General features: G+C 71.6%; 16 protein-coding genes. 7 read left to right on the forward strand and 9 right to left on the reverse strand.

Features of this window, described 5'->3' with window-relative positions; all coding sequences use genetic code 11:
* Positions 1 to 80: 80 nt before the first annotated feature.
* Positions 81 to 722, reverse strand: coding sequence for a hypothetical protein (locus ACZOOI_RS24105; RefSeq protein ID WP_465277769.1), 642 nt, complete (start codon positions 720 to 722; stop codon positions 81 to 83).
* 117 nt (positions 723 to 839) lie between these two features.
* On the opposite strand from ACZOOI_RS24105, the gene ACZOOI_RS24110 reads away from it, so the two are divergent.
* Entirely contained in the window at positions 840 to 1,025 is a 186-nt protein-coding gene (locus ACZOOI_RS24110; RefSeq protein WP_020551221.1) for a DUF5703 family protein, read from the forward strand.
* Between the two features lie 84 nt (positions 1,026 to 1,109).
* Here the strand turns inward: ACZOOI_RS24110 and ACZOOI_RS24115 are convergent, their stop codons facing one another.
* From ACZOOI_RS24115 to ACZOOI_RS24125, 3 genes are all read right to left on the reverse strand, one after another.
* Positions 1,110 to 1,748 carry a chaplin gene (locus ACZOOI_RS24115; RefSeq protein WP_465277770.1) on the reverse strand — a complete coding sequence of 213 codons (639 nt, stop codon included), beginning with the start codon at positions 1,746 to 1,748 and terminating at the stop codon, positions 1,110 to 1,112.
* A gap of 341 nt (positions 1,749 to 2,089) precedes the next feature.
* The gene (locus ACZOOI_RS24120) at positions 2,090 to 2,329 is read right to left on the reverse strand and encodes a chaplin (protein WP_465281276.1); all 240 of its coding nucleotides are present in this window, start codon (positions 2,327 to 2,329) and stop codon (positions 2,090 to 2,092) included.
* A 336-nt stretch (positions 2,330 to 2,665) separates the two neighbouring features.
* Positions 2,666 to 3,994: a M20/M25/M40 family metallo-hydrolase gene (locus tag ACZOOI_RS24125; protein ID WP_465277771.1), complete on the reverse strand. Its 1,329-nt coding sequence runs from the start codon at positions 3,992 to 3,994 to the stop codon at positions 2,666 to 2,668.
* A gap of 409 nt (positions 3,995 to 4,403) precedes the next feature.
* Between ACZOOI_RS24125 and ACZOOI_RS24130 the strand changes: the two genes are divergently transcribed.
* Both ACZOOI_RS24130 and ACZOOI_RS24135 read left to right on the forward strand, forming a co-directional pair.
* Positions 4,404 to 5,285: a TIGR04222 domain-containing membrane protein gene (locus ACZOOI_RS24130; protein WP_465277772.1), complete on the forward strand. Its 882-nt coding sequence runs from the start codon at positions 4,404 to 4,406 to the stop codon at positions 5,283 to 5,285.
* 925 nt (positions 5,286 to 6,210) lie between these two features.
* A complete protein-coding gene (locus tag ACZOOI_RS24135; protein WP_465277773.1) occupies positions 6,211 to 7,467 on the forward strand; it encodes a class I SAM-dependent methyltransferase in 1,257 nt (418 codons plus the stop codon).
* A 496-nt stretch (positions 7,468 to 7,963) separates the two neighbouring features.
* Here the strand turns inward: ACZOOI_RS24135 and mshC are convergent, their stop codons facing one another.
* From mshC to ACZOOI_RS24155, 4 genes are all read right to left on the reverse strand, one after another.
* Complete coding sequence (gene mshC, locus ACZOOI_RS24140; RefSeq protein WP_465277774.1) at positions 7,964 to 9,190, reverse strand: cysteine--1-D-myo-inosityl 2-amino-2-deoxy-alpha-D-glucopyranoside ligase; 1,227 nt, start codon at positions 9,188 to 9,190, stop codon at positions 7,964 to 7,966.
* Between the two features lie 242 nt (positions 9,191 to 9,432).
* The gene (locus ACZOOI_RS24145) at positions 9,433 to 10,257 is read right to left on the reverse strand and encodes an SCO1664 family protein (protein ID WP_465277775.1); all 825 of its coding nucleotides are present in this window, start codon (positions 10,255 to 10,257) and stop codon (positions 9,433 to 9,435) included.
* Complete coding sequence (locus ACZOOI_RS24150) at positions 10,254 to 10,823, reverse strand: DUF3090 domain-containing protein (protein WP_020551213.1); 570 nt, start codon at positions 10,821 to 10,823, stop codon at positions 10,254 to 10,256. The genes ACZOOI_RS24145 and ACZOOI_RS24150 overlap by 4 nt, the downstream gene beginning before the upstream one ends.
* A gap of 365 nt (positions 10,824 to 11,188) precedes the next feature.
* Positions 11,189 to 11,914 (reverse strand): histidine phosphatase family protein, encoded by a 726-nt coding sequence (locus ACZOOI_RS24155; RefSeq protein ID WP_465277776.1) that lies wholly within the window; start codon positions 11,912 to 11,914, stop codon positions 11,189 to 11,191.
* A gap of 302 nt (positions 11,915 to 12,216) precedes the next feature.
* On the opposite strand from ACZOOI_RS24155, the gene corA reads away from it, so the two are divergent.
* Together corA and ACZOOI_RS24165 are read left to right on the forward strand one after the other, a co-directional pair.
* A complete protein-coding gene (gene corA / locus ACZOOI_RS24160; protein WP_465277777.1) occupies positions 12,217 to 13,191 on the forward strand; it encodes a magnesium/cobalt transporter CorA in 975 nt (324 codons plus the stop codon).
* 367 nt (positions 13,192 to 13,558) lie between these two features.
* On the forward strand, positions 13,559 to 14,182 hold the full coding sequence (locus ACZOOI_RS24165) for a hypothetical protein (protein ID WP_465277778.1): 624 nt from the start codon (positions 13,559 to 13,561) through the stop codon (positions 14,180 to 14,182).
* Between the two features lie 260 nt (positions 14,183 to 14,442).
* Here the strand turns inward: ACZOOI_RS24165 and ACZOOI_RS24170 are convergent, their stop codons facing one another.
* Entirely contained in the window at positions 14,443 to 15,492 is a 1,050-nt protein-coding gene (locus tag ACZOOI_RS24170; RefSeq protein ID WP_465277779.1) for an LLM class F420-dependent oxidoreductase, read from the reverse strand.
* A gap of 469 nt (positions 15,493 to 15,961) precedes the next feature.
* On the opposite strand from ACZOOI_RS24170, the gene ACZOOI_RS24175 reads away from it, so the two are divergent.
* The gene (locus tag ACZOOI_RS24175; protein WP_465277780.1) at positions 15,962 to 16,945 is read left to right on the forward strand and encodes an aldo/keto reductase; all 984 of its coding nucleotides are present in this window, start codon (positions 15,962 to 15,964) and stop codon (positions 16,943 to 16,945) included.
* Between the two features lie 1,295 nt (positions 16,946 to 18,240).
* Positions 18,241 to 22,713, forward strand: coding sequence for a helix-hairpin-helix domain-containing protein (locus tag ACZOOI_RS24180; RefSeq protein ID WP_465277781.1), 4,473 nt, complete (start codon positions 18,241 to 18,243; stop codon positions 22,711 to 22,713).
* Positions 22,714 to 23,090 lie beyond the last annotated feature (377 nt).

The raw sequence follows: 23,090 nt of genomic DNA on the forward strand, positions 1-23,090 counted from the left end.
GCGGCGGCCCTTCGCGGGTCGTCGCCGCACTCGGTCGTCGAGAGTTGTCCGGGGAGCGGGTCGACGGCTCGGTCGAGCGGTCAGTGCAGGTCGCGCTCCAGCGCCTCGAGGTCGTCCTCGTACGCCGTACTGGTCTCGAATCGGTAGATGATGCTGCGCGGATCCGCGTCGTCGAACGGGGCGTCCAGCCATTCGCCCGGCTCGGTCGGCTCGATCGCCGATACCCACAGGGTGGAATCGCCCGGTTCCAGGCCGAGTTCGTCGGCGCGCTGGGCGATCTCGTCCGGGTCGTACACGTCGAAGAGCACCGCGACCGCGCTCGACGCGCTGTCGGCGCCGGTGTCGCGCGGGGACGCCGACGGTTCGGTGTCGCCCGCCTCCGCGTCGGCCCGGCGGGCGTGGTCGACCAGCGTGATCAGATCCTTGATCGCGTAGTCCCGGCGGATCAGCACGGTGACCGCCTCCGGGTTGGTGGGGCCCTCGTACTCGGTTTCCTCGCTGCTGCTCGGCACTTCGAAGGGGGTGACCTCGTCGTAGGCGTCGTACAACAACTCGTCGTACGCCTCCGCGGCGGCCGCGAGCGCGTCGTACGCGGCGAACACGGCCGGGTCGCTCTCGCCCTGGCGGGCTTCGACGGCGGCCAAATGGTCGTCGATCGCCGATTTGAGAACGTCCGCGGCGGCACGGACCTGCTCTGGCGTGGGCTGCGCAACACCGGTCATGGGGTGACGTTATCCGCAAGACCCCCACGCGCGCACAATGGTTCACTGATGGCGGAGTCGGAGAGTCACCAAAAGACCGGTCACCGTGCCTCGGCGCGGCTGCCGGGGAACGGAAACATGGCGGAATACGAGTTTCGGCAACTGGACATCCCGCGCGGCACCTCCCGGACCGACGCGTGTCGCATCCTGACCGAGCAGGCGGAGTACGGCTACTGGGAGCTGGACCGATTGCTGCTGCGCGGCGACGGCAGCCGACGAGTGGTGCTGCGGCGCCGGATCATCCGACAGGTGCGGACCATGTGACGGGCCGTCACACCACGAGGACTGCCCGCCCCTGTCCTCCCAGGGGCGAGCAGTCCTCGCGTTCATCCGTCGTACGGGTCGCGCTCAGTCCTGCGCGGGGCGGGACCGGCGGTACAGCACGAAGCCGCCGAGCAGCAGCGCGGCGCCGATCGGGGCCACCGTGAGCGCGTTCGAACCGGTCTCGGCAAGCGAGCCGGCGTGGCTCGTGGACCCACCGGTGTCGCCCCCGGTCGCACCACCCGAGCCGGTGCTACCGCCCGTGCTGCCGCCGGTCGTCCCGCCCGTGACGCCGCCCGTCGTGCCACCGTTGCTGCCGCCGGTGGTCGGCGGCTTGGTGGTCGGCGGCTTCGTGGTGGGGGGCTTGGTGGTCGGTGGCTTGGTGGTCGGGGGGTGCGTGGTCGGCGGCTTCGTGCACGGCGGGCACGAGGTCGGCGGCTTGGTGTGCGGCGGCTCGGTGTGCGGAGGGCGCGTGGGGTTGGACGCGTTCACGCAGTGGTTGCCGAACGCCGGGTTCAGGGCGCCGATCACGTTCACCGTGTTCCCGCACACGTTCACCGGAACGTGGATCGGGACCTGGATGTTGTTGCCCGAGAGCACACCGGGCGAGCCGACGGCCGCGCCATCGGCCGCACTGCCGGCGTTGGCCACGCCCACCGCCGCGGACGCGAGTGCGCCCGTGGTGGTGATGACGACCAACAGCCCCTTCTTTGCGAACTGATGCATGTAAGTACCCCTGTGTCTCTCTCGCGAGGGGCGGGGGACGATGACCCCGCACGGACGTCAACGAGAGCCGACACAGGAGGTCACCGACGCGCAGTCGATTCGCTCGTACGGCTGAGTTTCGGGATTCCCTGCAACCAGGATCTGATCGTTTTTGGAGGCTTTTCATCCCAGTCGGGCGCTCGGCTGACCGATGGCGATCAACGCCCGCGCGGGCCGGCGGGACGTCGGCGAGCCGGGTCGCGGCGGCGTCCTCGGGGCCCGGGATCACCGCACAGCGGGACGGCCCCGAGACCGTGTGGGTCTCGGGGCCGTCCGCACGCCAACGAGCGTGTGGGCCTGGATCAGGCGTTGATGCAGGTGTTGCCGAATGTGGGGTTCAGCACACCGATGATGTCGACGGTGTTGCCGCACAGGTTGATCGGCACGTGGATCGGGACCTGGATGTTGTTGCCCGAGAGCACACCGGGGGAGCCGACGGCCGCACCCTGCGCCTCGGAGTCCGCCATGGCGCCACTGGCGCCGGCGAGCACAAGACCACCGCCGGCCGCGACGATGAACGCGACCTTGCCCATCTTCTTCATGATTCTTTCGTCCTCCTTGTCGACACCACGACGCGCTTGCGCGCCGCACAAGGGGAAACGATGGGACCGGACGGAGGCTACGCGTCGGCCGAGGTATTCACTCGTTCGGGCCCGGCCCCGGAAACGCCGGGCCACGGGGCCGAGCCGGCGCGCGGAGGGAGTGCCGGGAGCGCTCCCGGCGCCCCGTCCGCGCGCCGTGCACTCGGGTGTTGTCGAGGCTCGTGGGCCGGCGCGGCTCACGCGGCGTCGACGCCCGCACGTTCGAGGCTCACGCGTTGTCAAGGCTCATGCGCAGTGAAGGCTTATGCGCGGTGAAGGCTCATGCGTTGTATGGGCTCATGCGTTGTCCAGGAAGTGATCCAGCACGCGCACGCCGAACTTGAGGCCGTCCACCGGGACCCGCTCGTCGACGCCGTGGAACATGCCCGCGAAGTCGAGGTCGGCCGGCAGCTTCAGCGGCGCGAAGCCGAAGCAGCGAATGCCCAGATCGGCGAAGGACTTCGCGTCCGTGCCACCGGACAGGCAGTACGGCACCGCCCGCGCGGCCGGGTCGTGCGCCCGCAGCGCCGCCGACATGGCCTCGACGAGCGCACCGTCGAAGCCGGTCTCCAGGGCCTGGTCGGTGTGCACCGTCTCGCGCCGCACCCGCGGGCCCAGGACCGCGTCCAGTTCGGCGTGGAACTCGTCCTCGAAGCCCGGCAGGAACCGGCCGTCCAGGTGCGCGGTGGCCTGGCCGGGGATCACGTTGACCTTGTATCCGGCGTTGAGCATGGTCGGCTGCGCGGTGTTGCGGATGGTCGCGCCGATGATGCTCGCGATCGGGCCGAGCCGCTCGATCGTGGACTCGATGTCGTCCGGGTCGAGTTCGATGCCCAGCGCGTCCGAGATCTCGTCCAGGAATGCCCGCACCGTCTTGGTGACCCGGATCGGGAACTTGTGCCGACCCACCCGGGCGACCGCCTCGGCCAGTTCGGTGATCGCGTTGTCCTTGGCGATCATCGACCCGTGGCCGGCGGTGCCGTCCACGATAAGCCGCATCCAGTCCATGCCCTTCTGCGCGGTCTCGACCAGGTACAGCCGCAGATCGTCGTTGACCGTGAAGGAGAAACCGCCGACCTCGCCGATGCCCTCGGTGACCCCCTCGAACAGGTCGGCGTGGTTGTTCACCAGATGCCGTGCCCCGAAGAGGCCGCCGGCCTCCTCGTCGGCCACGAAGGCGAGCACGATGTCCCGCGAGGGCAACCGGCCGGTACGCACCCGGTCGCGCAGCACCGCGAGCACCATCGCGTCCATGTCCTTCATGTCGACCGCGCCGCGACCCCACACGCACTCGTCCGCGACCTCGCCCGAGAACGGGTCGTGGGTCCAGTCCGCGGCGTGGGCGGGCACCACGTCCAGGTGGCCGTGGATCAGCAGCCCCGGCCGGGACCGGTCGGTGCCCTCGATCCGGACCACGGTGCTGGCCCGGCCGCGCTCGGACTCGTAGATCTGCGGTTCGAGGCCGACCTCGGCGAGCTTCTCGGCGACGTACTCCGCGGCGGCGCGTTCTCCCGGACCCGAGCCGTCACCGTAGTTGCTCGTGTCGATCCGAATCAGATCGCGGCACAGGTCGACGACCTCGTCTTCCGCGGTGGTGGTGGGCTGGGGACGGACAGCCTCCGTCATGACGGGCTCCTCGGGAAAGGCGGAACGGCACGTGTGTACGGGTGTACCCCCCATCCTGCACCCGCGCGCGGAGTGGGTACGTCCCGGGCGGCGTTCTGACGTCCAGTCAGTCGAGCGGGACGGCGACGGGCGGGGGCAAGCGCTCGACGCGGGCCTCGCCGGCGGCTCCGGCGAAGCCTCGGCGGCGGCCTCGGTGAAGGCGTTGACGGCTGCCTCGGCGGCTGTGTCGGTGACGCCTCGGCAACGGCGTCGGCGACCGTTCCGCACGAACGTAGGGAGATGCCTCTGACCGGGTGCGACGGGCCGCTGCTACCTTCCGGATCAGGCGGAACAGCCGAACACAGAACAAGCCGTACAAGTCGAACAAGACGTGGAAAGCCGCGAGTCGGGCCATCGGGAGGGACGTCGCATGAACGGCACAGCATGGGGCCTGACCGGTCCCGAATTCCTCAAGCTCTACGGCGGCCTGCTCGCCGGCCTGATCGTCCTGGCGATCGTGTTCCGGATCGTGATGGCCTGGGCGATCCGGGGCCAGGCGAGCCGGGCGCCACTCGGCGCATACGACGCCGCCTACCTCGCAGGCGGACCCGTCCGGGTCGTCGAGACCGCGGTGGCCTCGCTGATCACCGAGGGATACGTACACGTCCAGCGCGCCGGGCAGGTCACCGCCGCCACCGGGTCACGGCCGACCGAGCCGGTCGCGGCGGCCGTGATGGACTGCGTGCGCACCACCCGGGGCACCCGGCTCGCACTCCTGCGGGCCTGGAACCGCAGCACCATGCTCGCCGAGATCGAGGAAAGCCTGGTCGAACGCGGCCTCGTGCACTCCCGGTTGGCCCGACGGATCGGCAAGGTGCCACCGCGGCTGATGCTCGTGCTCGGCCTGGTGGGCATCGCCCGCTTCGTCAACGGCCTGGCACACGGCAGGCCGATCGGATTCCTGGTCCCGCTGGTCGTGCTCACGTTCGTCCTTGCGGGCATCCTCAGCACGCCGTTCCGGGCCACCCGCGCGGGGCGCAGGGCACTGCGCGACCTGACCACACAGTTGCGTGCGGACCGCCGCTCCGGCGTCCTGGTCGGCGCCGGTGCGCTGGCGGGCCTGTTCACGGTGGCCTGCCTGGGCCTGGCCGCGCACCCCGACCCGGATGCCCGGACCGCGCTGGTGGCCTACGGCGGCAGCAGCGGTGGCGGTGGCGGCGGCGGAGACGGTGGCAGCGGAAGCGGCTGTGGCGGGGGAAGCAGCTGCGGTGGGGGCGGCGGTTGTGGCGGTGGCGGCGGCTGCGGCGGCTGAACCGGGGGACCGTACCCCTCCGTTCGCGCACCGCGCGGCGCCGAATCCGCGCCCGAGGACGCGGCACCGGCCCGGCGCACGCGATGGGTCGGCCCCGGACGGACGAACATGATCGGCCCGGCGGGCTCGGGACGGCGGCGGAGGCCGACCCCGATCCCGCCGGGCCCGATTCGTTCCCGGGTGCGGCGCGGGACGCGCCCGGGGCCTCGTCGTTCCCGGGGGCTTTGTCGTACGCGGGTGCCTCGGCGTAGCCGGGGGCTTGGCTGTTACCGGATGCCTTGCCGTAGCCGGGTACTTGGCCGTACGCGGGCGCCTCGCCGTAGCCGGATGCTTGCCCGTTCTGGGTGCTTCGCCGTTCCCGGCACCTCGCCGTTCGCGGCACCTCGTCGTTCCCGGGCACCTCGCCGTAGTCGGCGGAACCGCGAGCCGACCCGCCCGCCCGCGGATGCCCGCCGCGGTGCCGATTCCGTTGAGCGGGGAACCCGAACTTCCGTCGGGCGAGCGGGACATGACTCTCGGCCGAACCGGACCGCCCCGGGTCAGGCTCGCGTTCGCGGGCGCCCACCACGGCCACGGCGGCCGGTATGCGGATGTACACCGCACACCGACGATCCGGGAAGAGGCATGACCGAAAAGGAGTTCTACGTGTCGCCGTTCCTCCCCGTATCGGGCAGCCGTCGACCGAATCTGCCCGAGTCGGACGGGGACTCGGCGACGACGGTCACGTTGCACCATCCGGGTGCGCGGCCGTTTGTGGCTCGGGTGCGAGGGGAGCGGGCCCGTACACGGTGCGATCCCGGCCCGGTCCCGACCCTGCGCCACCCGGTGGCGTCGCGCCTCGACGTGGCGCGGATCCGCCGGTGTGGCGTCGGTTCGGGGCTGTGCGGCACCCCGTGGAGCGGCACAGGACTGGAGGGAGTCTGCGTTGAGTGTGATCGAGGTTGCCCCGACTCGAATCGACCCGGTGCGCTGGCCGGACGTGGCCGAGGTGCCCAGGCGGCCGGTGCGTGCGGCGGCCGCCCGGTTCCTGTTCGAGCGGGCGGTGGCGCGGTTGCCGCTACGCGTGTGGATCGACGGTGCGGTGTTCGGGAGCGGCGGCGCGGCGGCGCCCCAAATGCGGATCGTGCGACCGGAGGCGTTCTTCAACCGGGTCGGCGCGGGCGGGCTGATCGGTTTCGGTGAGGCGTATCAGGCGGGCGACTGGGAGGCCGACGACCTGACCGCCGTGCTGACCGTCTTCGCGTCCCGGGTGAGCACGCTGATCCCGCCCGCACTACAGCGACTTCGCCCCGTGGTGGTGCCCCGGATGCCGCGTTCGCAGCGCAATACCGTGACGGGTGCCAAGCGCAACATCCATCGGCACTACGACCTGTCGAACGAACTGTTCGCGACGTTCCTGGACGAGTCGATGGCCTATTCGTCGGCGGTGTTCGAGCAGGGTGCGGACGGCGGGCCCAGGGCCGTGGAGGACGCGCTGACCGAGGCGCAACACCGCAAGATCGACCGCCTGCTCGATCTCGCGGACGTCGGTCCGGGCGCGCGCGTGCTGGAAATCGGCACCGGGTGGGGCGAGTTGGCCCTGCGCGCGGCCGAACGGGGAGCCCACGTGCACACCATCACCATCTCGGCCGAGCAGCGCGACCTGGCCATCGAGCGGATCGCCCGGGCCGGTCTCGCCGACCGGGTCGAGGTCGAACTGTGCGACTACCGCCAGGTGCGCGGCACCTACGACGCGATCGTCAGCGTGGAGATGATCGAGGCGGTGGGGGAGGAGTACTGGCCGATCTACTTCGATGTGCTGGACCGACGGCTCGCACCGGGTGGACGGGTCGCGCTCCAGTCGATCACCATGCCGCACGACCGCATGGTGGCCAGTCGGGCCACGTACACCTGGATCCACAAGTACATCTTCCCGGGCGGCCTGATCCCCTCCGACGACGCGGTGCGCAAGGCGACCGCCGCCACCCGGCTGCGGGTTGCCGACAGCAGGTCGTACGGCCTGCACTATGCCGAGACGCTCCGGTTGTGGCGCGAGCGGTTCAACCGACGCGCGGACGAGGTGGAGGAGTTGGGCTTCGACCACGTGTTCCGGCGTATGTGGAACCTGTATCTGTCCTGGTCCGAGGCGGGTTTCCGGTCCGGCTACCTGGACGTGCGGCAATACCTGCTGATGGAGGCATGACCGGAGGCGGGGGCCGCCCGGCTGCGCGCCCGGGGCGGCGCACGGTGCGGCGCACGGTGCGGGACTCCCTCGTCGGCTCCTCGGAAGATGAGGGCTTCCCCTGAAGTGCCGGGAGTGGCACACGTGATCTGCTGGGGTCGTGGACGAGGAGCCGCTCCGGTCGGCCGTCGCGGGGGTGTGGCCGGGTGGAGCGGTGATTCGACGTCCGCAGTGGCGAAGGAGTCGGTTCGACCGGCTCGTCGCGAACGAAGGCCCCGACCGGGAAATCCCGGTCGGGGCCTTCGTTCGCGACGAGTAGCCACGGTCTACCAGGGTTCGGCCGCCGGGTGCTCGCGCCGTGGGCGCGGCTCCGGACGCTCGTCTCGGTGCATGTCTCGGTGCTTGTCTCGACGTTCGTCTCAGCGTTCGTCTCGGCGCTTGTCTCTCGGGTGGTCGGCCCGGTATACGGACTCGCTGTTCGGTCGCGCTGTTTCGCCGCGGGTGGTCAACCCTCGGGTCAGAGGGCCACGCCGAGGATTGCGTCCAGGGCGCGTGAGGCCACGCCCGGGGCGGACATGTCGTCGCCGCCGTCGGCGAGTTGCCGGGCCGCCCACGCGTCCATCGCGGCCAGTGCACCGGGTGCGTCCAGGTCGTCGGACATGCGTTCGCGGATCGTGGCGAGCAGTTCGGTGGTGTCCGGCCCGTCCGGGCGGCCGACCGCCGCGCGCCAGGTCGCGAGTCGGGTCTGGGCGTCCGCGAGGACCTCGTCGGTCCATTCCCAGTCGCTGCGGTAGTGGTGGGCCAGCAGCACCAGGCGAATCGCCATCGGGTCCACGCCTTCGCGGCGCAGCTTGGACACGAACACCAGGTTGCCGCGCGACTTGGACATCTTCTCGCCGTCCAGCGCGACCATGCCGGCGTGCACGTAGACCTTCGCGTACGGCACCTCGCCGGTGACCACATGCGCGTGCGACGCACCCATCTCGTGGTGCGGGAAGACCAGGTCGGTGCCGCCGCCCTGCACGTCGAAGCCCATGCCCAGGTACTTGAGCGCGATCGCCACACACTCGATGTGCCAGCCGGGCCGGCCCGCGCCGAAGGACGCGTCCCAGGACGGCTCGCCGGGCCGTGCCGCGCGCCACAGCAGCGGGTCGAGCGGGTCCTTCTTGCCCGCCCGCTCCGGGTCGCCGCCGCGTTCGCCGAAGATCTCCAGCATCCGGGCGGCGGTGTAGCCGGACACGCCGCCGAAGCTCTCGTCCGACGCGATCGAGAAGTAGATGTCGCCGTCCACCGAGTAAGCCGCGTCCTTCGCGAGCAGGCCCTCGATCAGCGGCACGATCAGCGGGATCGCCTCGACCACGCCGATGTAGTTGGCCGGCGGGAGCACTCGCAGCGAGGCCATGTCCTCGCGGAACAGCGCGGTCTCGCGCTGCGCCAGCTCGACCCAGTCCACTCCGTCCCGCTCGGCCCGCTCCAGGAGCGGGTCGTCGACGTCGGTGACGTTCTGCACGTAGTCCACGTCGTGGCCGGCGTCCCGCCAGACCCGCTGAAGCAGGTCGAACGCGACATAGGTGGCGGCATGCCCCATGTGGGTCGCGTCGTACGGCGTGATGCCGCACACGTACAGCCGCGCGACCGGTCCCGGGGTGATCGTCACGAGATCGCGCACGGAGCTGTCGTGCACGCGCAGGGACGCACCCTGACCAGGGAGAACGGGGAGCTCGGGTGCAGGCCAGGCATACATACGTATGAGACTAACGTCCGCCGGGGTGGAAGATCTTCCAGGGTTGGCGGACTAATTTCCGCGTCTTTGCCGAACGACATGCACGGTCTCGGGCGCCGGCGATCGGGTCTCGGCGCCGGGGTGGGCCCGGGATCGGCTCGGGTGGGCCTCGCTCGCACCGTGCCGGGGGCGCTCGCACCCGTCGGGCAGGGCTCGGCCGACCCTGCGTGCGGTCGTGCGTACGGCCGTGCGTCCGGCCGGGTTCAGATCGGCGGCCAGGGGATCACGTGTCGGCGGCCGTCCGGCTGCGGCAGCCGGTTCTCGGCGAGCAGGACCCGCACCCGTTCGCCGGTCGCGGCCACCTCGTCCGGCGTAATCAGCTCGGCCAGCCGCACGCCGAGCGGCCCCGCCAGGTCGGTCGCCAGCGAGGTCAGCGCCTCCCGTGCGGTGTCCGGCAACGGCTCGCCGGCCCAGCCCCACAGCAGCGTGCGCAGTTTGTCCTCGACGTGGAAGCAGATGCCGTGGTCGATCCCGTACACGTGGCCGTCGGGACCGGGCAGCAGGTGGCCGCCCTTGCGGTCGGCGTTGTTGATCACCGCGTCGAATACCGCGATCCGGTGCAGCGCGTCGGCGGCGGCGTGCACGAGCAGGGCGGGCTGTTCCTTGCCCTGCTCGTCCGGGACGATCACGCGCGCGATCGGCTTCCAGGCCGGGCCCGGGTCCACCGCGGGCAGGATCGCCACCGGCTCCGGTTCGTCGTCGGCCGGCTTGTGGTCGATCCACAGCTGGCACATGCCCGCCCCGTACGGTCCTTCGCGGAACACGGTCGTCGGCACGATGTTCCAGCCGAGCGCCTCGGACACCTCGTACGCGGCCACCTCACGCCCCGCCAGGGTGCCGTCCGGGAAGTCCCACAGCGGCCGCTCGCCCGCCACCGGCTTCCACACGCACGGCAGGGATATCCCGTCCAGCGTCGCCATGCAGTACAGCGTCGCGTTGGAGGCGTCCTCCAGACGCGCCTGCACCGTCAACTCGCCCCGGCGCAACAGCTTCGGGACGGCCGCGGCGTCGAGAACCGTGTCGGTCAACGCCGGTATCCGTTGGCGCGCGGGCAGATGTGGCCCTCGGGGTCCATCGGCAGCCCACAGAACGGGCAGGCGGGCCGGCCGGCCGCGACCACGAGCAGCGCACGCTTGGCGAACGCCCGGGCCTGACCGCCGGTGAGCCGGACCCGGAGCAGCGGCGGGCCGTCCTCGTCGTCGTCATCGCCGAGCAGGGTGTCCTCGGGCGAGTCGTCGTCGGGCACCTGGGCCTGCGCCTCGACCACGAGCCGCTCGTCGTCGGCATCCCACGCGAGCGCCATGGTGCCGACCCGGAACTCCTCCAGGATCGGCGGCAACAGCGGGCCGGAGTCCTCCAGTTCGGCCGGCGTCACGGCCGGCACGGCGGTCTCGCCGCCGGTGCGACGAACCAACTCGTCGAGCAATTCGTCGACGCGTTCGGCCAGGACGGACACCTGGGTCTTCTCCAGGGCGACGCTGGTGACACGGCCGGCGGCGGAGGCCTGGAGGAAGAAGGTTCGCTGGCCGGGCTCACCTACGGTGCCGGCGACGAACCGCTCCGGGGGGTCGTACAGGAAGACCTGGCGGGGCACGAGCTGCTCCGTGTTTCTGTCGAGAGCGGGACGGGGGTGGGTGGCGGTGCCGGTGGGCCGGCGGTGATGCTGCCGGCGTGGCGGTGCAGGCGGTGCAGGCGGTGATCTGTCGGTGCTTGCCGGTGCTTTGCCGGTGCTTTCTCGGTGGTTGTCGGTGGTTTGTCGGTGGGGCGGGTGGTGCTCGATGGGATCGGGCGTGGACCGGGCGTGGACCCGAGGTGGGTCTCGCCCGGTTATATCCGCCGGGTCCGGGGCGGTATTCCCGGGTGATCCTGCCCGTTCCTGCCGGGTTCGATCTTGTCCGGGTGTTCCCGCCGGTCGGGGTCGGCGAGGGCGTGCGGGGGGAGTACGCCCTCCCAAGCACCCTACGGCGCGCCGGCTCCGCCGCCCACCACCGCGTCACCGGACCCCGACGCGTGGCGCCCGCCGGGCGGCGGCAACAGGCCGGCCACCGACCCGCCCGTGTCGTTGAGCCGGCCGACGCTCGGCCGCTGCTCGCCGTACGTGATCACCGTGAGCGAGCACGGATCGACCTGGATCCGCTGGAACAGGTCCAGGTGCATTCCGAGCGCGTCCGCGACCAGGGCCTTGATCACGTCGCCGTGCGAGCAGACCAGGTACATCGCGTCCGGGCCGTGCTCGGCGGCGATCCGTTCGTTCCATTCCCGCACCGCGTCCACGGCCCGGGCCTGGGTGGTGCGCAGCGCCTCGCCGCCGGGACCGGGGAAGGTGACCGCGCTCGGGTGGTTCTGCACGGTCTTCCACAGCGGCTCCGCGGCAAGCTTCTTCAGCTCCTGCCCGGTCCAGTCGCCGTACCGGCACTCGCCGACCCGCTCGTCCACCTGCGCACCGGCGTCCAGCGCGAACTTGGTGCCGAGCCGCGCCGCCAACACCGCCTCCGAGGTCTGCCGACACCGCTCCAGCGGACTGGTCACCACGGCCGCGAGCGGTACCTCGGCAATACGCTTGCCGAGTGCCGCGGCCTGTTCCTCGCCGCGCTCGTCCAGGAACACCCCCGGCGTCCAACCAGCGAGCACTCCGGTGGAGTTGGCCGTGGTCCGCCCGTGCCGAACAAAGAGCACCGTCGTCATGGGCGTAAGCCTATGCGTCGGCTCGGGACGGGCGGCCGCCGGTCGGGGGCGGGTGGCGCGGGTCGGGCGTGCTTCGGGATGGTGCCGCGGGCGGTGTTCCGGGTCGGGGTGGTGCCGCGGGGCGGGGGTGCCTGACTCGCCGTGCTCGCGACGCCGGCTTGCTCGTACCGTCGCCCCCCCCGCGCGTGTGCCTGCCGCGGGTGTGCCGGCGTGCCTCGGTGTGCGGGCCTTCGAAGGTGCGCCCACGCGTGTGCCCCGGCGAGCTCGCTGTCCTGTCGACGGGCAGCCGGCAAAATGGCCTGGTGATCGTCGACTGCGCCATTTATACCAACGGCCACCGGACCCAGGGTCCCGCCGACTTCTCGGATGCGTTGGACCAGGCCCGGCGGGTCGGCGACTCGTTCCTGTGGATCGGGCTGCACGAGCCGACGCCGAGCGAGTTCGATCTGGTCACCAGCGAGTTCGGGCTGCATCCGCTCGCCGTCGAGGACGCGCTGCACGCGCATCAGCGACCCAAGCTGGAGACGTACGACGACTCCATCTTTCTCGTCCTCAAGACCCTGCACTACTACGACGAGACCTCCTCGGTGGAGACCGGCGAGCTGATGATGTTCGTCGGCGACTCGTTCGTGGTGACGGTCCGTCATGGGCCGGGCGCGGAGCTGAAATCCGTCCGACGTCGGGTCGAGAAGCAGCCCGAGCTGCTCAAGCACGGCCCGGGCGCGGTGATGTACGCCGTCGCCGACGCCGTCGTGGACGCCTACCTCGCGATCGCGGGCGAATTGGAGACCGACCTCGAAGAACTGGAGGCACGGGTCTTCTCACCCAGCCGGGAGAACGACGCCGAGCGGATCTACCTGCTCAAGCGCGAGGTCCTGGAGTGCCGCCGCGCCGCGCTGCCGCTGATCGAGCCGATACGCAAGCTGGCCACGGCGGACGTCGCCTTCGTACCCGCCGAGACCCGGCCCTTCTTCCGCGACGTGGCCGACCATGTGACCAGGGTCACCGAACAGATCGAGTCCTTCGACCGCCTGTTGTCCGACGTGCTCGGCGCGCACCTGGCGCAGGTGGGTGTCCGGCAGAACGAGGACATGCGCAAGATCTCCGCGTGGGCGGCGATCTTCGCGGTGCCGACGATGATCGCCGGGGTGTACGGCATGAACTTCGACCACATGCCCGAACTGCGATCGGTGTGGGGCTATCCCGGAGCGCTCGCCCTGATGGTGTGTTCGTGCATCGTGCTGCGTCGGCTGTTCCGCAGGAGCGGGTGGTTGTAGCGCCGGTTCGCGGGCTTCGGACTGTTCTTTGGTGTGGCCTGCGGGGTGGCGTGTGGTGTGGTTTGGCGTGCGGTGTGGCCTTCGGGGCGGCCTTCGGGGTGGCCTTCGGTGTGTTCTTTCGGCCTGTCGTTTGGCGTGCCCTTTGGCGTGCCTTGGCCTGTCCTGCGGCGTGTTCTCGGCGTGTTCTCGGCGTGTCCTTTGGGGGGTGCGGTCGTTGACCCACGTACCGGCCGTGGCGGGGATGCACTGGACTCCCCCGCCGCGGCCTGATTTCGATCTGTGATCGATCAAGCGGTGGACGCCGGCACCGCCCACGCCGGACTCTCGTAGGCTTCTGCTTGTACAGACGCGGCGGAAGCAGGTGGGGATGTTCGGCAAGTCGGGCAGGCAGCGCACATCGGGGACGCGCCCGGCCCAGGTTCCGGGGGCCGGAGCCGCCGGGGCCGACTGGTCCTCGCATACCCAGCTGGAGGACGCGGTCCGGTCCTACCTGCTGCATCCGGACGTTGCCCTGGAGGCGCTGGGCTCGGTGCTCGGCCGGCGCCCGGTACGCGGATTCACCCTCGAACGCGTCGTGGACATCAACGCGAACGGCACCTCGGTGTGGCAGGAGGCCGCGGTCTGCGACGACCGACGGCTCGTGTTGTGGCACAGCGAGGACATGACCGACCCGTCCGCGCCCGGCGGCACGGTGTTGGATTCCTCCGTGCAGGTGATTCCGCTGGGTTCGGTGTCGCACGTCGGGATACGGACCCTGGTCGGCACCGACCACGACGGACAACGCCAACTGCGCGGCGCGTTCGTGTTCCTGGCCACGCCGACCCTCCAGGAGGTGGCCACCGTGCGCGGTGAGGACGGTGCGTCCACCGGGCGCTTCCGGCAGGAGGCGTACCGGTTCAGCAAGTCCCTGGAGGACGGCGGACCGGGCCAGATCCGCCGCCTCCTCGAATTCGCCGAGGTGATCGCGGCACGGGTGCCGGGACCGCGCTGACGGGTCGGCCGCGGCGGGCGCGGAGCGTGGGTCTGTCGCTGCGGCTGCGGCTGTTGGGGCGGCTGTTGGTGCCGCTGCCGCTGTCGCCGTGGTTGCCGCTTTTGCTGTCGCGGTCGTCGTTGCCGCCATCGCCGACGTCGACGGCTCCGGCCCGGCTGCGATGGTCGAGCCGGGCCGGGCCGGGTGGGTCGGGTGGGCCGGGCCGGGTGGGTCGGGCCGGGGTGGGTTGGTTCGGCTCGGGCCTCGGGCCGGCGGACCTGCTAGGACCCCGTGCCGGACAGGTCCAGGGCCTCGGCGGCGATCCGGAGTGCGGCGACCCGCTCGTCCAGGGTGGTGCCGTTCGGAGCGATCGTCAGCGTCGTCACACCCGTGTCGGCGTACGCCTGCATGCGCTCGGCGATGCGTTCCTTGCCGCCGAGCAGGCTGGTCTTGTCGATGAAGTCGTACGGGACTGCCGCGCCCGCACCCGCGTAGTCCTTCGCCAGGAACTTGTCCTGGATCTCCTTGGCTTCGGCCTCGTAGCCCATCCGGACCGCGAGCCGGTTGTAGAAGTTCTGGTCCCTGCTGCCCATCCCGCCCACGTACAACGCCGCGTAGCCGCGCACCTGGTCGGCCGCCTGCCGCGGGTCGTCGCCGACCACGAGCGGGACGGTGGGGACGACGTCGAAGTCGGCCATCGCCGAACCGGCCTTCTCCCGGCCCGCGCGGATGTGCTTGAGCGATTCCTCGGCGTGCTCCGGGGCGTAGAAGACGCCCAGCCAGCCGTCGGCGATCTCGCCGGTCAGTTCGAGGTTCTTCGGGCCCACCGCCGCGATGTACAGCGGGATGTGCTCCCGCACCGGGTGCACGGTGAGCTTGAGCGGCTTGCCCGGACCGCCGGGCAGCGGCAGCGTCCAGTTGGCGCCCTGGTGGTCGACCCGCTCGCGGCGCATCGCCTTGCGAATCACCTCGACGTACTCGCGGGTGCGCGCGAGCGGCTTGTCGAACTTGACCCCATACCAGCCCTCGGACACCTGCGGCCCGGACACGCCCAGGCCGAGCCGGAACCGGCCGCCCGAGAGCACGTCCAGCGTCGCGGCGGTCATCGCGGTCATCGTGGGCGTCCGGGCCGGGATCTGGAAGATCGCCGAGCCGACGTCGATCCGCGTGGTCTGCGCGGCGACCCAGGCCAGCACCGTGGCCGCGTCCGATCCGTAGGCCTCCGCGGCCCAGCAGACGGCATAGCCGAGACGGTCGGCCTCCTGCGCCACCGCCAGGTTGTCGGCGTCGTTGCCGGCACCGAAGTAACCGAGGTTGATACCGAGTCGCATATTCGCGGACCCCCTGCTTGTTGGACGTGGTTCGAACCGATTCGAGGCGGTTCGACTGGTGGGTGATGTTGTGTGGTGCGGCGTGGTGCGGGCGCTGCGGTGTGGTGCGGTGCGTGCGCTGCGGGCGCTGCGTAGTGGTGCCTGTGGTGCCGTGGTGTTGCGGTGCCGCGGGTTGCCGGGGTTGCCGGGGCTGCCGGGGTTGCCGGTTGCGGTGCCGCGGAGGTGTCGTCGTACTGCGGTTTCGTGCTTGGCGGGGTTCGTCGGGTGAGCCGGTGTGGTGTCGGTGTGGTGTCCGGGTTCCGGTGGCGTTCGTGGTGCCCGGATGGGCGAACGATCCGGGTGGGTCGAGCAGGTTGCCTCGGCCGACCATACCGTGTGACCTACCCGCCGGTAACCTGCTCGGACGGCATACCGCCGAACGGCCCCGCCACCGCCGGCACGGGGGAGGGAACGGCTAGTCTCCGGTGCCATGGAGCAGCGACATCTCGGCCGCACCGGCCTGCGGGTCTCCCGCATGGGCCTGGGCACCATGACGTGGGGACGAGACACGGACGAGCACGACGCGGCCGACCAGATGAAGGCATATCTGGACGCCGGCGGCAACCTCGTGGACACCGCCGACGTGTATGCGGACGGCGAGGCCGAGTACATGATCGGCCGACTCCTGGACGGGTACATCCCCCGCTCGGAACTGGTCATCGCGACCAAGGCCGCGAGCGTCCCGTACAGCGAACGCCGCTTCGACGGCTCGCGCGGACACCTGCTCCAGGCCCTCGACCACTCGCTGGCCCGCCTCGGCACCGACCACGTCGACCTGTGGCAACTACACGCCTACGACCCGTCGACGCCCCTGGAAGAGACCCTGCACGCGCTCGACCTCGCCGTCACCAGCGGCCGGGCCCGCTACGTCGGCGTCTCCAACTTCTGCGGCTGGCAACTCGCCAAGGCCGCCACGTGGCAATCCGCCGCCCCCGGCCGGGTCGTCGTGGCCAGCACCCAGATGGAGTACTCCCTGCTCCAACGCGGCATCGAACGCGAGGTACTGCCCGCCGCCCTCGACCTGGGCGTCGGCCTGCTCCCGTGGTCTCCACTCGGCCGAGGCGTCCTGACCGGCAAGTACCGCCACGCCATGCCCGCCGACTCCCGAGGCGCCTCCGCCCACATGGGCCCCTTCGTCGCCCCCTACCTCGACGAGCACTCCCGCCGCATCGTCGACGCCCTCGCCACCGCCGCCGACGGCCTCGGCGCCGCCCCCATCGAAGTCGCCCTCGCCTGGGTCCGCGACCGCCCCGGCGTGGTCGCCCCCATCGTCGGCGCCCGCAACGCCACCCAACTCCGCGCCTCCCTCGCCGCCGAAACCGTCGCCCTCCCCACCGAAATCCGCTCCGCCCTCGAAGACGTCTCCCAACCGATGACGGGCTACCCGGACCACACTTGGAGCCAGGCCCAGTAGGGGTGGCGCGCGGGTCGGGACGAACCGCCGGCCCGCCGGCCCGCCGGGCGTCCGGGAGTCTGGCCGGCCGGCTGGGGCGCCGGGGCCTGGTGGCAGGGGCGGGCTGGGCCGGGCCTGGTGGAGCCGGGTGGCGCGAGGCGGGTGGGCCGGACGGGGCTGCGGGCGGGCCGGGCCGGGTGGGGCGAGCCGGGCAGGGTAGGGCGAGCCGGGCCGGTCGGGCCCGGTGGGGCTTCGTGAGTCGGACGGGCCGGTGCGTGCGGCCGACCCGGGTGCGGGCGAGCCGGGGGCAGGCCGGTCGGGCTGGTGGGGCTTGGTGGGTCGGACAGGCCGGCGGGCGGGGACGGGGCGAGCCGGGTGGGCCGAGTCGGGCCGGGCGTGGTCAAGGTCGGCGAGTGAGTCGACCCGGTCCAGGGTGAGGCTGCGGCGGGACGGGCGCGGGGCCAACTCTGAGCGGGCGGCGGGTTCGCGGCAGGCGCGGCGAGTGAGCCGGCGTGGGCGTGGCGTCGCGGGCGTGGGTCGGCGCTGATGGGGAGGCGGTTTCGTGGAGGCAGCCGCGGCGCGGTGAGTGGTCCGGCCTGGGCGCGACGTGGCGTCCCGAGCGGGCCGGCGGGCCGGTCGGGCCCTGGTCGGGAGTCGGGTTCGTGGAGCCGGGCGCGGTGCGGTGAGCGGGCTGGTCTGGGCGCGGCGCGGCCTCCGGGTGTGTCGGCGAGTCGGTCGACCCTGGTGGGCGGTCGGTTCCCGGCAGGCGGGGGGAGTGAGCCGGTGTGGGTGTGGGCGTGGCGTCGCGGGCGTGGGTCGGCTCTGGTCGGGAGGCGGTTTCGAGGAGGCGGCCGCGGCGCGGTGAGTGGTCCGGCCTGGGCGCCGCGTCGCGAGGCGGGTTGGCGAGTCGGTAGACCTTGGGGGCGGCGGGTTCGCGGCGCAGGTTGGGCGAGTGAGCCGGAGTGAGCCGGCGCGGCGTGGCGTCGCGGGCGTGGGTCGGCGAGTGGGGCGACCCTGGTGGGGCGTGGTGGGCAGGTCGACCCGGCTGAAGTCGCGACGTTGCGGTGCGGATGGAGTACGTGATGCCGGTGGAGCAGGCGGTGGTGTGGCTGATGCCGGCGGCGCGAGTCGAGTGGACGCAGCGGGCGGTGTGAAGGGTGCAGGCGGGGTGAGCGGGGCGAGAAGTGCGAAGCAGCGCGGGTGATACCAGTAGTACGGGCAGTGTGGGTGGTGCGAACAATGTGGGTGACGTGAGTGATGCGGATGGTAAGGGTGCGAATGGTACGGGCGGTGCAGGTGGAGCGGATGGTGTCGGCATGAACGGCGACGACTTGGCCGACGGCGAGGAAGGCGCGCCCCAGGATCGACTCGCGTCCCAGTCCGAGGCTCCTAGCGAGGATCGAGTCGAGCCCGGGCCCGGCGACGGTGAGGGCCAATCCGGGGCGTCAGCCGAGGGTCGAGTCAAGCCCGGACGCCAGGACGGCGAGGGTCGTTTCGGGGCGTCAGCCGAGGGCCGAGTCAAGCCCGAGGGCAAGGACGATGCGGACCGTTCCGGAGTGTCAGGCAAGGGACAAGTCGAGGCCGGTCGCGCGGACGGTGAGGACCGTTTCGGCCCGCCGGCCGACGCCGATGCCCACGCCGATGTCGGGCGCGGGGACCGCAAGGACCGCGAGGACCGTTCCGGGGCCGACGCCGCAATGGACGGTGGTCGCGAGGACGGCGAGGGCCGTTTCGGGGCGCCGGCCGATACCGGGGTCGACGTTGGGCGCGAGGACCACAAAGATCGCGCAGGCAGTTCCGGGGCTGCGGCCGAGGCCGGGATGGACGGCGGCCGCGAGGACGGTAAGGGTCGTCTCGGGGCGCCGGCCGACGCCAACGCCAACGCCAACGCCGATGCCGGCGTTGCACACGAGGAGCACAAGGATCGCGGGGGTCGTTCCGGGGCCGCGGCCAAGACCGGACCCGACGTAGGTCGCGAGGACCGCGAGGGTCGTTCCGGCGAGCCGGCCGAGGCCCGCGTCGAGGCCGGGCCGAAGGATCGCGAGGACCGGTCCGCGGCCACGGCGACACCAAAGACCATCGAGCCCGCCTCCTCGATCGCGCAGGCAGGCCCGACTAGGACCTCCGATAGCCGAACGAAGCCTGACCCGGTGGCCCTCCTGCGCGACCAACTCGCAAGGTTGGCGCGTGGCGAAGCGCCAACAGTCGTCGGCGGCGTTGCCCATATCGACACCCCTCAGTCGGACGGCGCCGAGCGTGCCCGCCGACGTACCGCACTGGCTGCCGAGGCCGCCGAGGCCGCAAAGGCGGCAGCCCTTGCCGCCGAAGCCGCCACCAGCGCGGAGACCGGCCAAGAACCAAAGCCCTCGGTCACCAGCCGGTCGGAGCCCGACGAGGAGAGCACCGCTCTGGCCCCACGATCGGTTCGCGACATCGAACTCCCACCCAGCTCAGACAACGAGAGCACCGCTCTCGCCACGTCGGGTGACACCGACCCGACGCCGTCTACGCCTCCGCCCGCCGCCGCGTCGTTCGCCGCCCCGACTCCGAGCAGCGAGAGCACCGCTCTCGCCACCCCGGGCGATGCGGGCCCGACGCCGTCTACGCCTCCGCCCGCCGCCGCGTCGTTCGCCGCCCCGACTCCGAGCAGCGAGAGCACCGCTCTCGCCACCCCGGGCGATGCGGGCCCGACGCCGTCTACGTCCGCGCCCGCCGAAGTCGCGTCAACCTCGAACCCGAGCGCCGAGAGCACTGCTCTCGCCACGTCGGCCAACGGGACCCCGACATCGGCAACGACCAGCGAGGCAGATTCGGCGGCGGCACCAAATCCGGACCCCGAGAGCACTGCTCTCGCCGTTTCGAAGGTCGCGAGCCCGATGCCGGTCGCCGGTGCGGATGAGGCATCGAACCCGCCGCCTGCCCCGGAAGCCGAGAGCACTGCTCTCCGTAGTCAGGACCCGACGCGCTCAACGTCATCTGCCACTGCCGACGATGAATCCATCGCACCGCAGAACCCGGACACCGAGAGCACTGCTCTCACCGGGTTGGGCGAAGCAGGCCGGATGTTGGCTACGGGAGCAGATGATGCGTCAGCTGCGGTGACAAGCGCGGACGCCGAGAGCAGTGCTCTCGCCGCTACGGACGTCGCGAGCCCAGCCGCCACCTCGGCGGGCGACACCCAATCGCCCGGAGTGCCAAATCCGGACATCGAGAGCACTGCTCTCGATGCTCGGGAGGTCATCCACCCAACGCCAGCCGCGGTCGGCGAGGCCGAACCCGAGGCGATGCCGAATCAGGATGCCGAGAGCAGTGCTCTCGCTGGTCCGGTGACTAGTGGCAGCGCGCAGCAACGGGATCGCGAGAGCACTGCTCTCGCGGAGCAGCGGCATGTCGAGAGCACTGCTCTCGCGGAGCGGGGTAGCGCGGTTGTGTCGTCGGGGTCGAGTGCCGGGAGCAGTGCTCTCGGTGTGTCGGCGGACGGCCGGTCGATGTCGGAAGGCTCGGTAAGCGAGAGCGGTGCTCGCGGTGATTCGATCGGTGTGGGTGCGTCTTCGCAGCAGCGGCATGTCGAGAGCACTGCTCTCGCGGAGCGGGGTAGCGCGGTTGTGTCGTCGGGGTCGAGTGCCGAGAGCAGTGCTCTCGGTGTATCGGCGGGCGGTCGGTCGATGTCGGAAGGCTCGGCAGGCGAGAGCGGTGCTCGTGCCGACTCGAACGACGCGGGTGCGTCCTCGCTTCGGGATCGCGAGAGCGGTGCTCTCGTCGGTGGGCGTCATTTCGGTGGTGGGGCCGGCTCGGGTGAGGAGAGCGGTGCTCTCGATGGAGAGCGGTGGCAACGAGCGGGTTGGGCGCAAGCGCATGTCGGCCCAGCCTCGGACAGCGGCGCTGCCCGGCGGAGTTCGCCGCGGGGCGACGGTGGGACTGCCGGCAGCAATTGGGTGGGCCCCGGCATGGGACCCTCACGGGCAGACGCCACGCCGCCCGCAGCGGCGCCGGCCACTCCGACCGACCAGGCCCGGCGACCCTTCGCCGACGTGGTCGCGGATGTCGCCCGGCTCCTGACCGCCGCAGGCGCCCCCGAGCGCATGGCCCCGCAGGTGGCCACTGCCCTGGGTAGCGAGGCCGCAGAACTGTTGGCGGCAGACCCCTGGGCACTACTCGCAGTACCGGGAATCGCCCCCCAACAGGCCGACCTGCTCGCCCGCGGAGCCCTCGGCGCCCACTGGGCCGCCGACGACCCCCGTCGTGTGCGCGCGATCGTGTTGTGGTTGCTGCGACGGGCCGCCCGGCAGGGCGATACCGCGATCGAGGCCGATGCCGCGCGAGCCGCGCTCGCGCATTTCGAGGTGAGCGACCCGGACACGGCGCTTCGGGCCATACTCGCCGAGGGCCGCGTGATGGCCTTCGCCGCTGCCCCGCCCGGACCGGGCGACAGCATCGACGACATCGACGAACTCGGGGAATCCGATCACGACTTCGAGTCGGATTTCGAGGAAGACTTCGAGGGCGACTTCGAAGAACCCGACGAACTCGCGGCCGTCGGGGGTGTCCTGCTCGCCCTGGACGACTACGCCCTCGCCGAGGAGGCCATCGCCGAAGCGGTCGTCCGGCTGCTGTCGACGGTCGAACCATGGCCGGAGATCGGCGACACCAAGCTCGACCGTGCGCTGGGCACGAACGGAGTTCTGCTGTACGCGGCGGGCCCCGGCGAGGAACCCCCGACCGCAGTCCTGAACGTCGCCGCGCACGCCCGGGAGGCCGGCCTGCGCGTAGCCGTCGTCGCACCGACCATCGACGGCCGGGACCGGCTCGGCGCGGGCACGATCGGACTCCGGGAACTCGCCGCGATGGAGCGCGGCCCGGACGGCACCCTCGAACTCGACCTCCTCGTGGTCACCGACGCAACGCTCCTCGACGTCACTGCCGCCGCCGCGATCTTCGAAGCGGTACCGGACGGCGCCAGGCTTCTCCTCGCCGGCGATCCGGCGGGGCTCGAATCGACCGGGCCGGGACGGGTGTTCACCGATCTCGCGGCGACCGGTACGATCCGCGCCCTGGTCGCTCCGACCGTCCCCGAAGGTCCGCTGGAGGCACTTGCCGACGGGATTCGCGACGGTCGTCTGCCTCCGATCCAGGATCCGGAGCGCCGCGCGGTACTGATCCCGGTCCGCACCGGAGAGGAGGCTGCCCACCGGTGTGCGCAGTTGGTCTGCGACTCGATTCCGCGTGCGATCGGCATCGCGGCGCGGGACGTACTCGTGGTCGCTCCGCTCGCAACCGGCCCCGCCGGCGCGACCGCACTGAACGCCGTGCTCAAGGCAAGGCTCAATCCGAGCCCTGAATCCGGCGCCGGGGCTGGGAGTTCGGCTCGTCAGGACCAGGGCGCAGTCGGAGCGATCGACGTCGGCGACTGCGTCATTCGGGCCACGCCCGACCCAAGTAGCGGTGTGGTTCAAGGCGTTGTTCGCGATGTGCTCTCGGACGGCCGAGTTGTGGTGGCGTTCGGCGCCGCTGCTCCCGAAGCGATCCACCGGACCGACTTGCGCCACGGCTGGGCCTTGACGGCCCGTCAATCGCTGGGCGTCCGCCGCCCGGGAGCGGTGGTCGTACTCCCGTCCGAAGGCGCCGACGCCTACACCCGAGCCCTCGTGTACACGCTGATCACCCGAGGTGCACACCATGTCTCGATCGTCCACGCGGCAGGCCCGGCCCTTGCCGCCGCAGTGGCCGCCGACCCGACCCGTCGGCGAACCACCCACCTTCAGCAGGCAATGCGGGAGGCGATGAACTGAGCCGGGGCTCTGACGCCGCGTCCGAGGCGGCCGCCTGAAGCGACGGCTCGGACGCGGCTTCGGCCAAGACTTGGAGGGCGGCAGGCCCCGATTCGGTTCGGGACGAGTCCCTGCGGCGGGCTCGGGAGGGTGTCGCTCCTTGGCGCGCCGACGCCGCGCCTGGACCTTGCCCACCGGCGGCTGTTGGGCATGAGCGGGACTCGGCTTGTCGTGCTCCGGTGGGACAGCCGACACTGCGTTGGGGCGGGGGAGGTCCGGCCGGCGCGATTGTCCTGAGTGGCCGGCCCGGGGAGTGGGCAGGATGCCGAGTCCCGGTTCCCACCCGCCGATCGGGCGATCGCCGAACCGGTTGCCGTGGTCGGACGTGGCCGGCCTTG

The organism is Embleya sp. L77 (assembly GCF_055557415.1).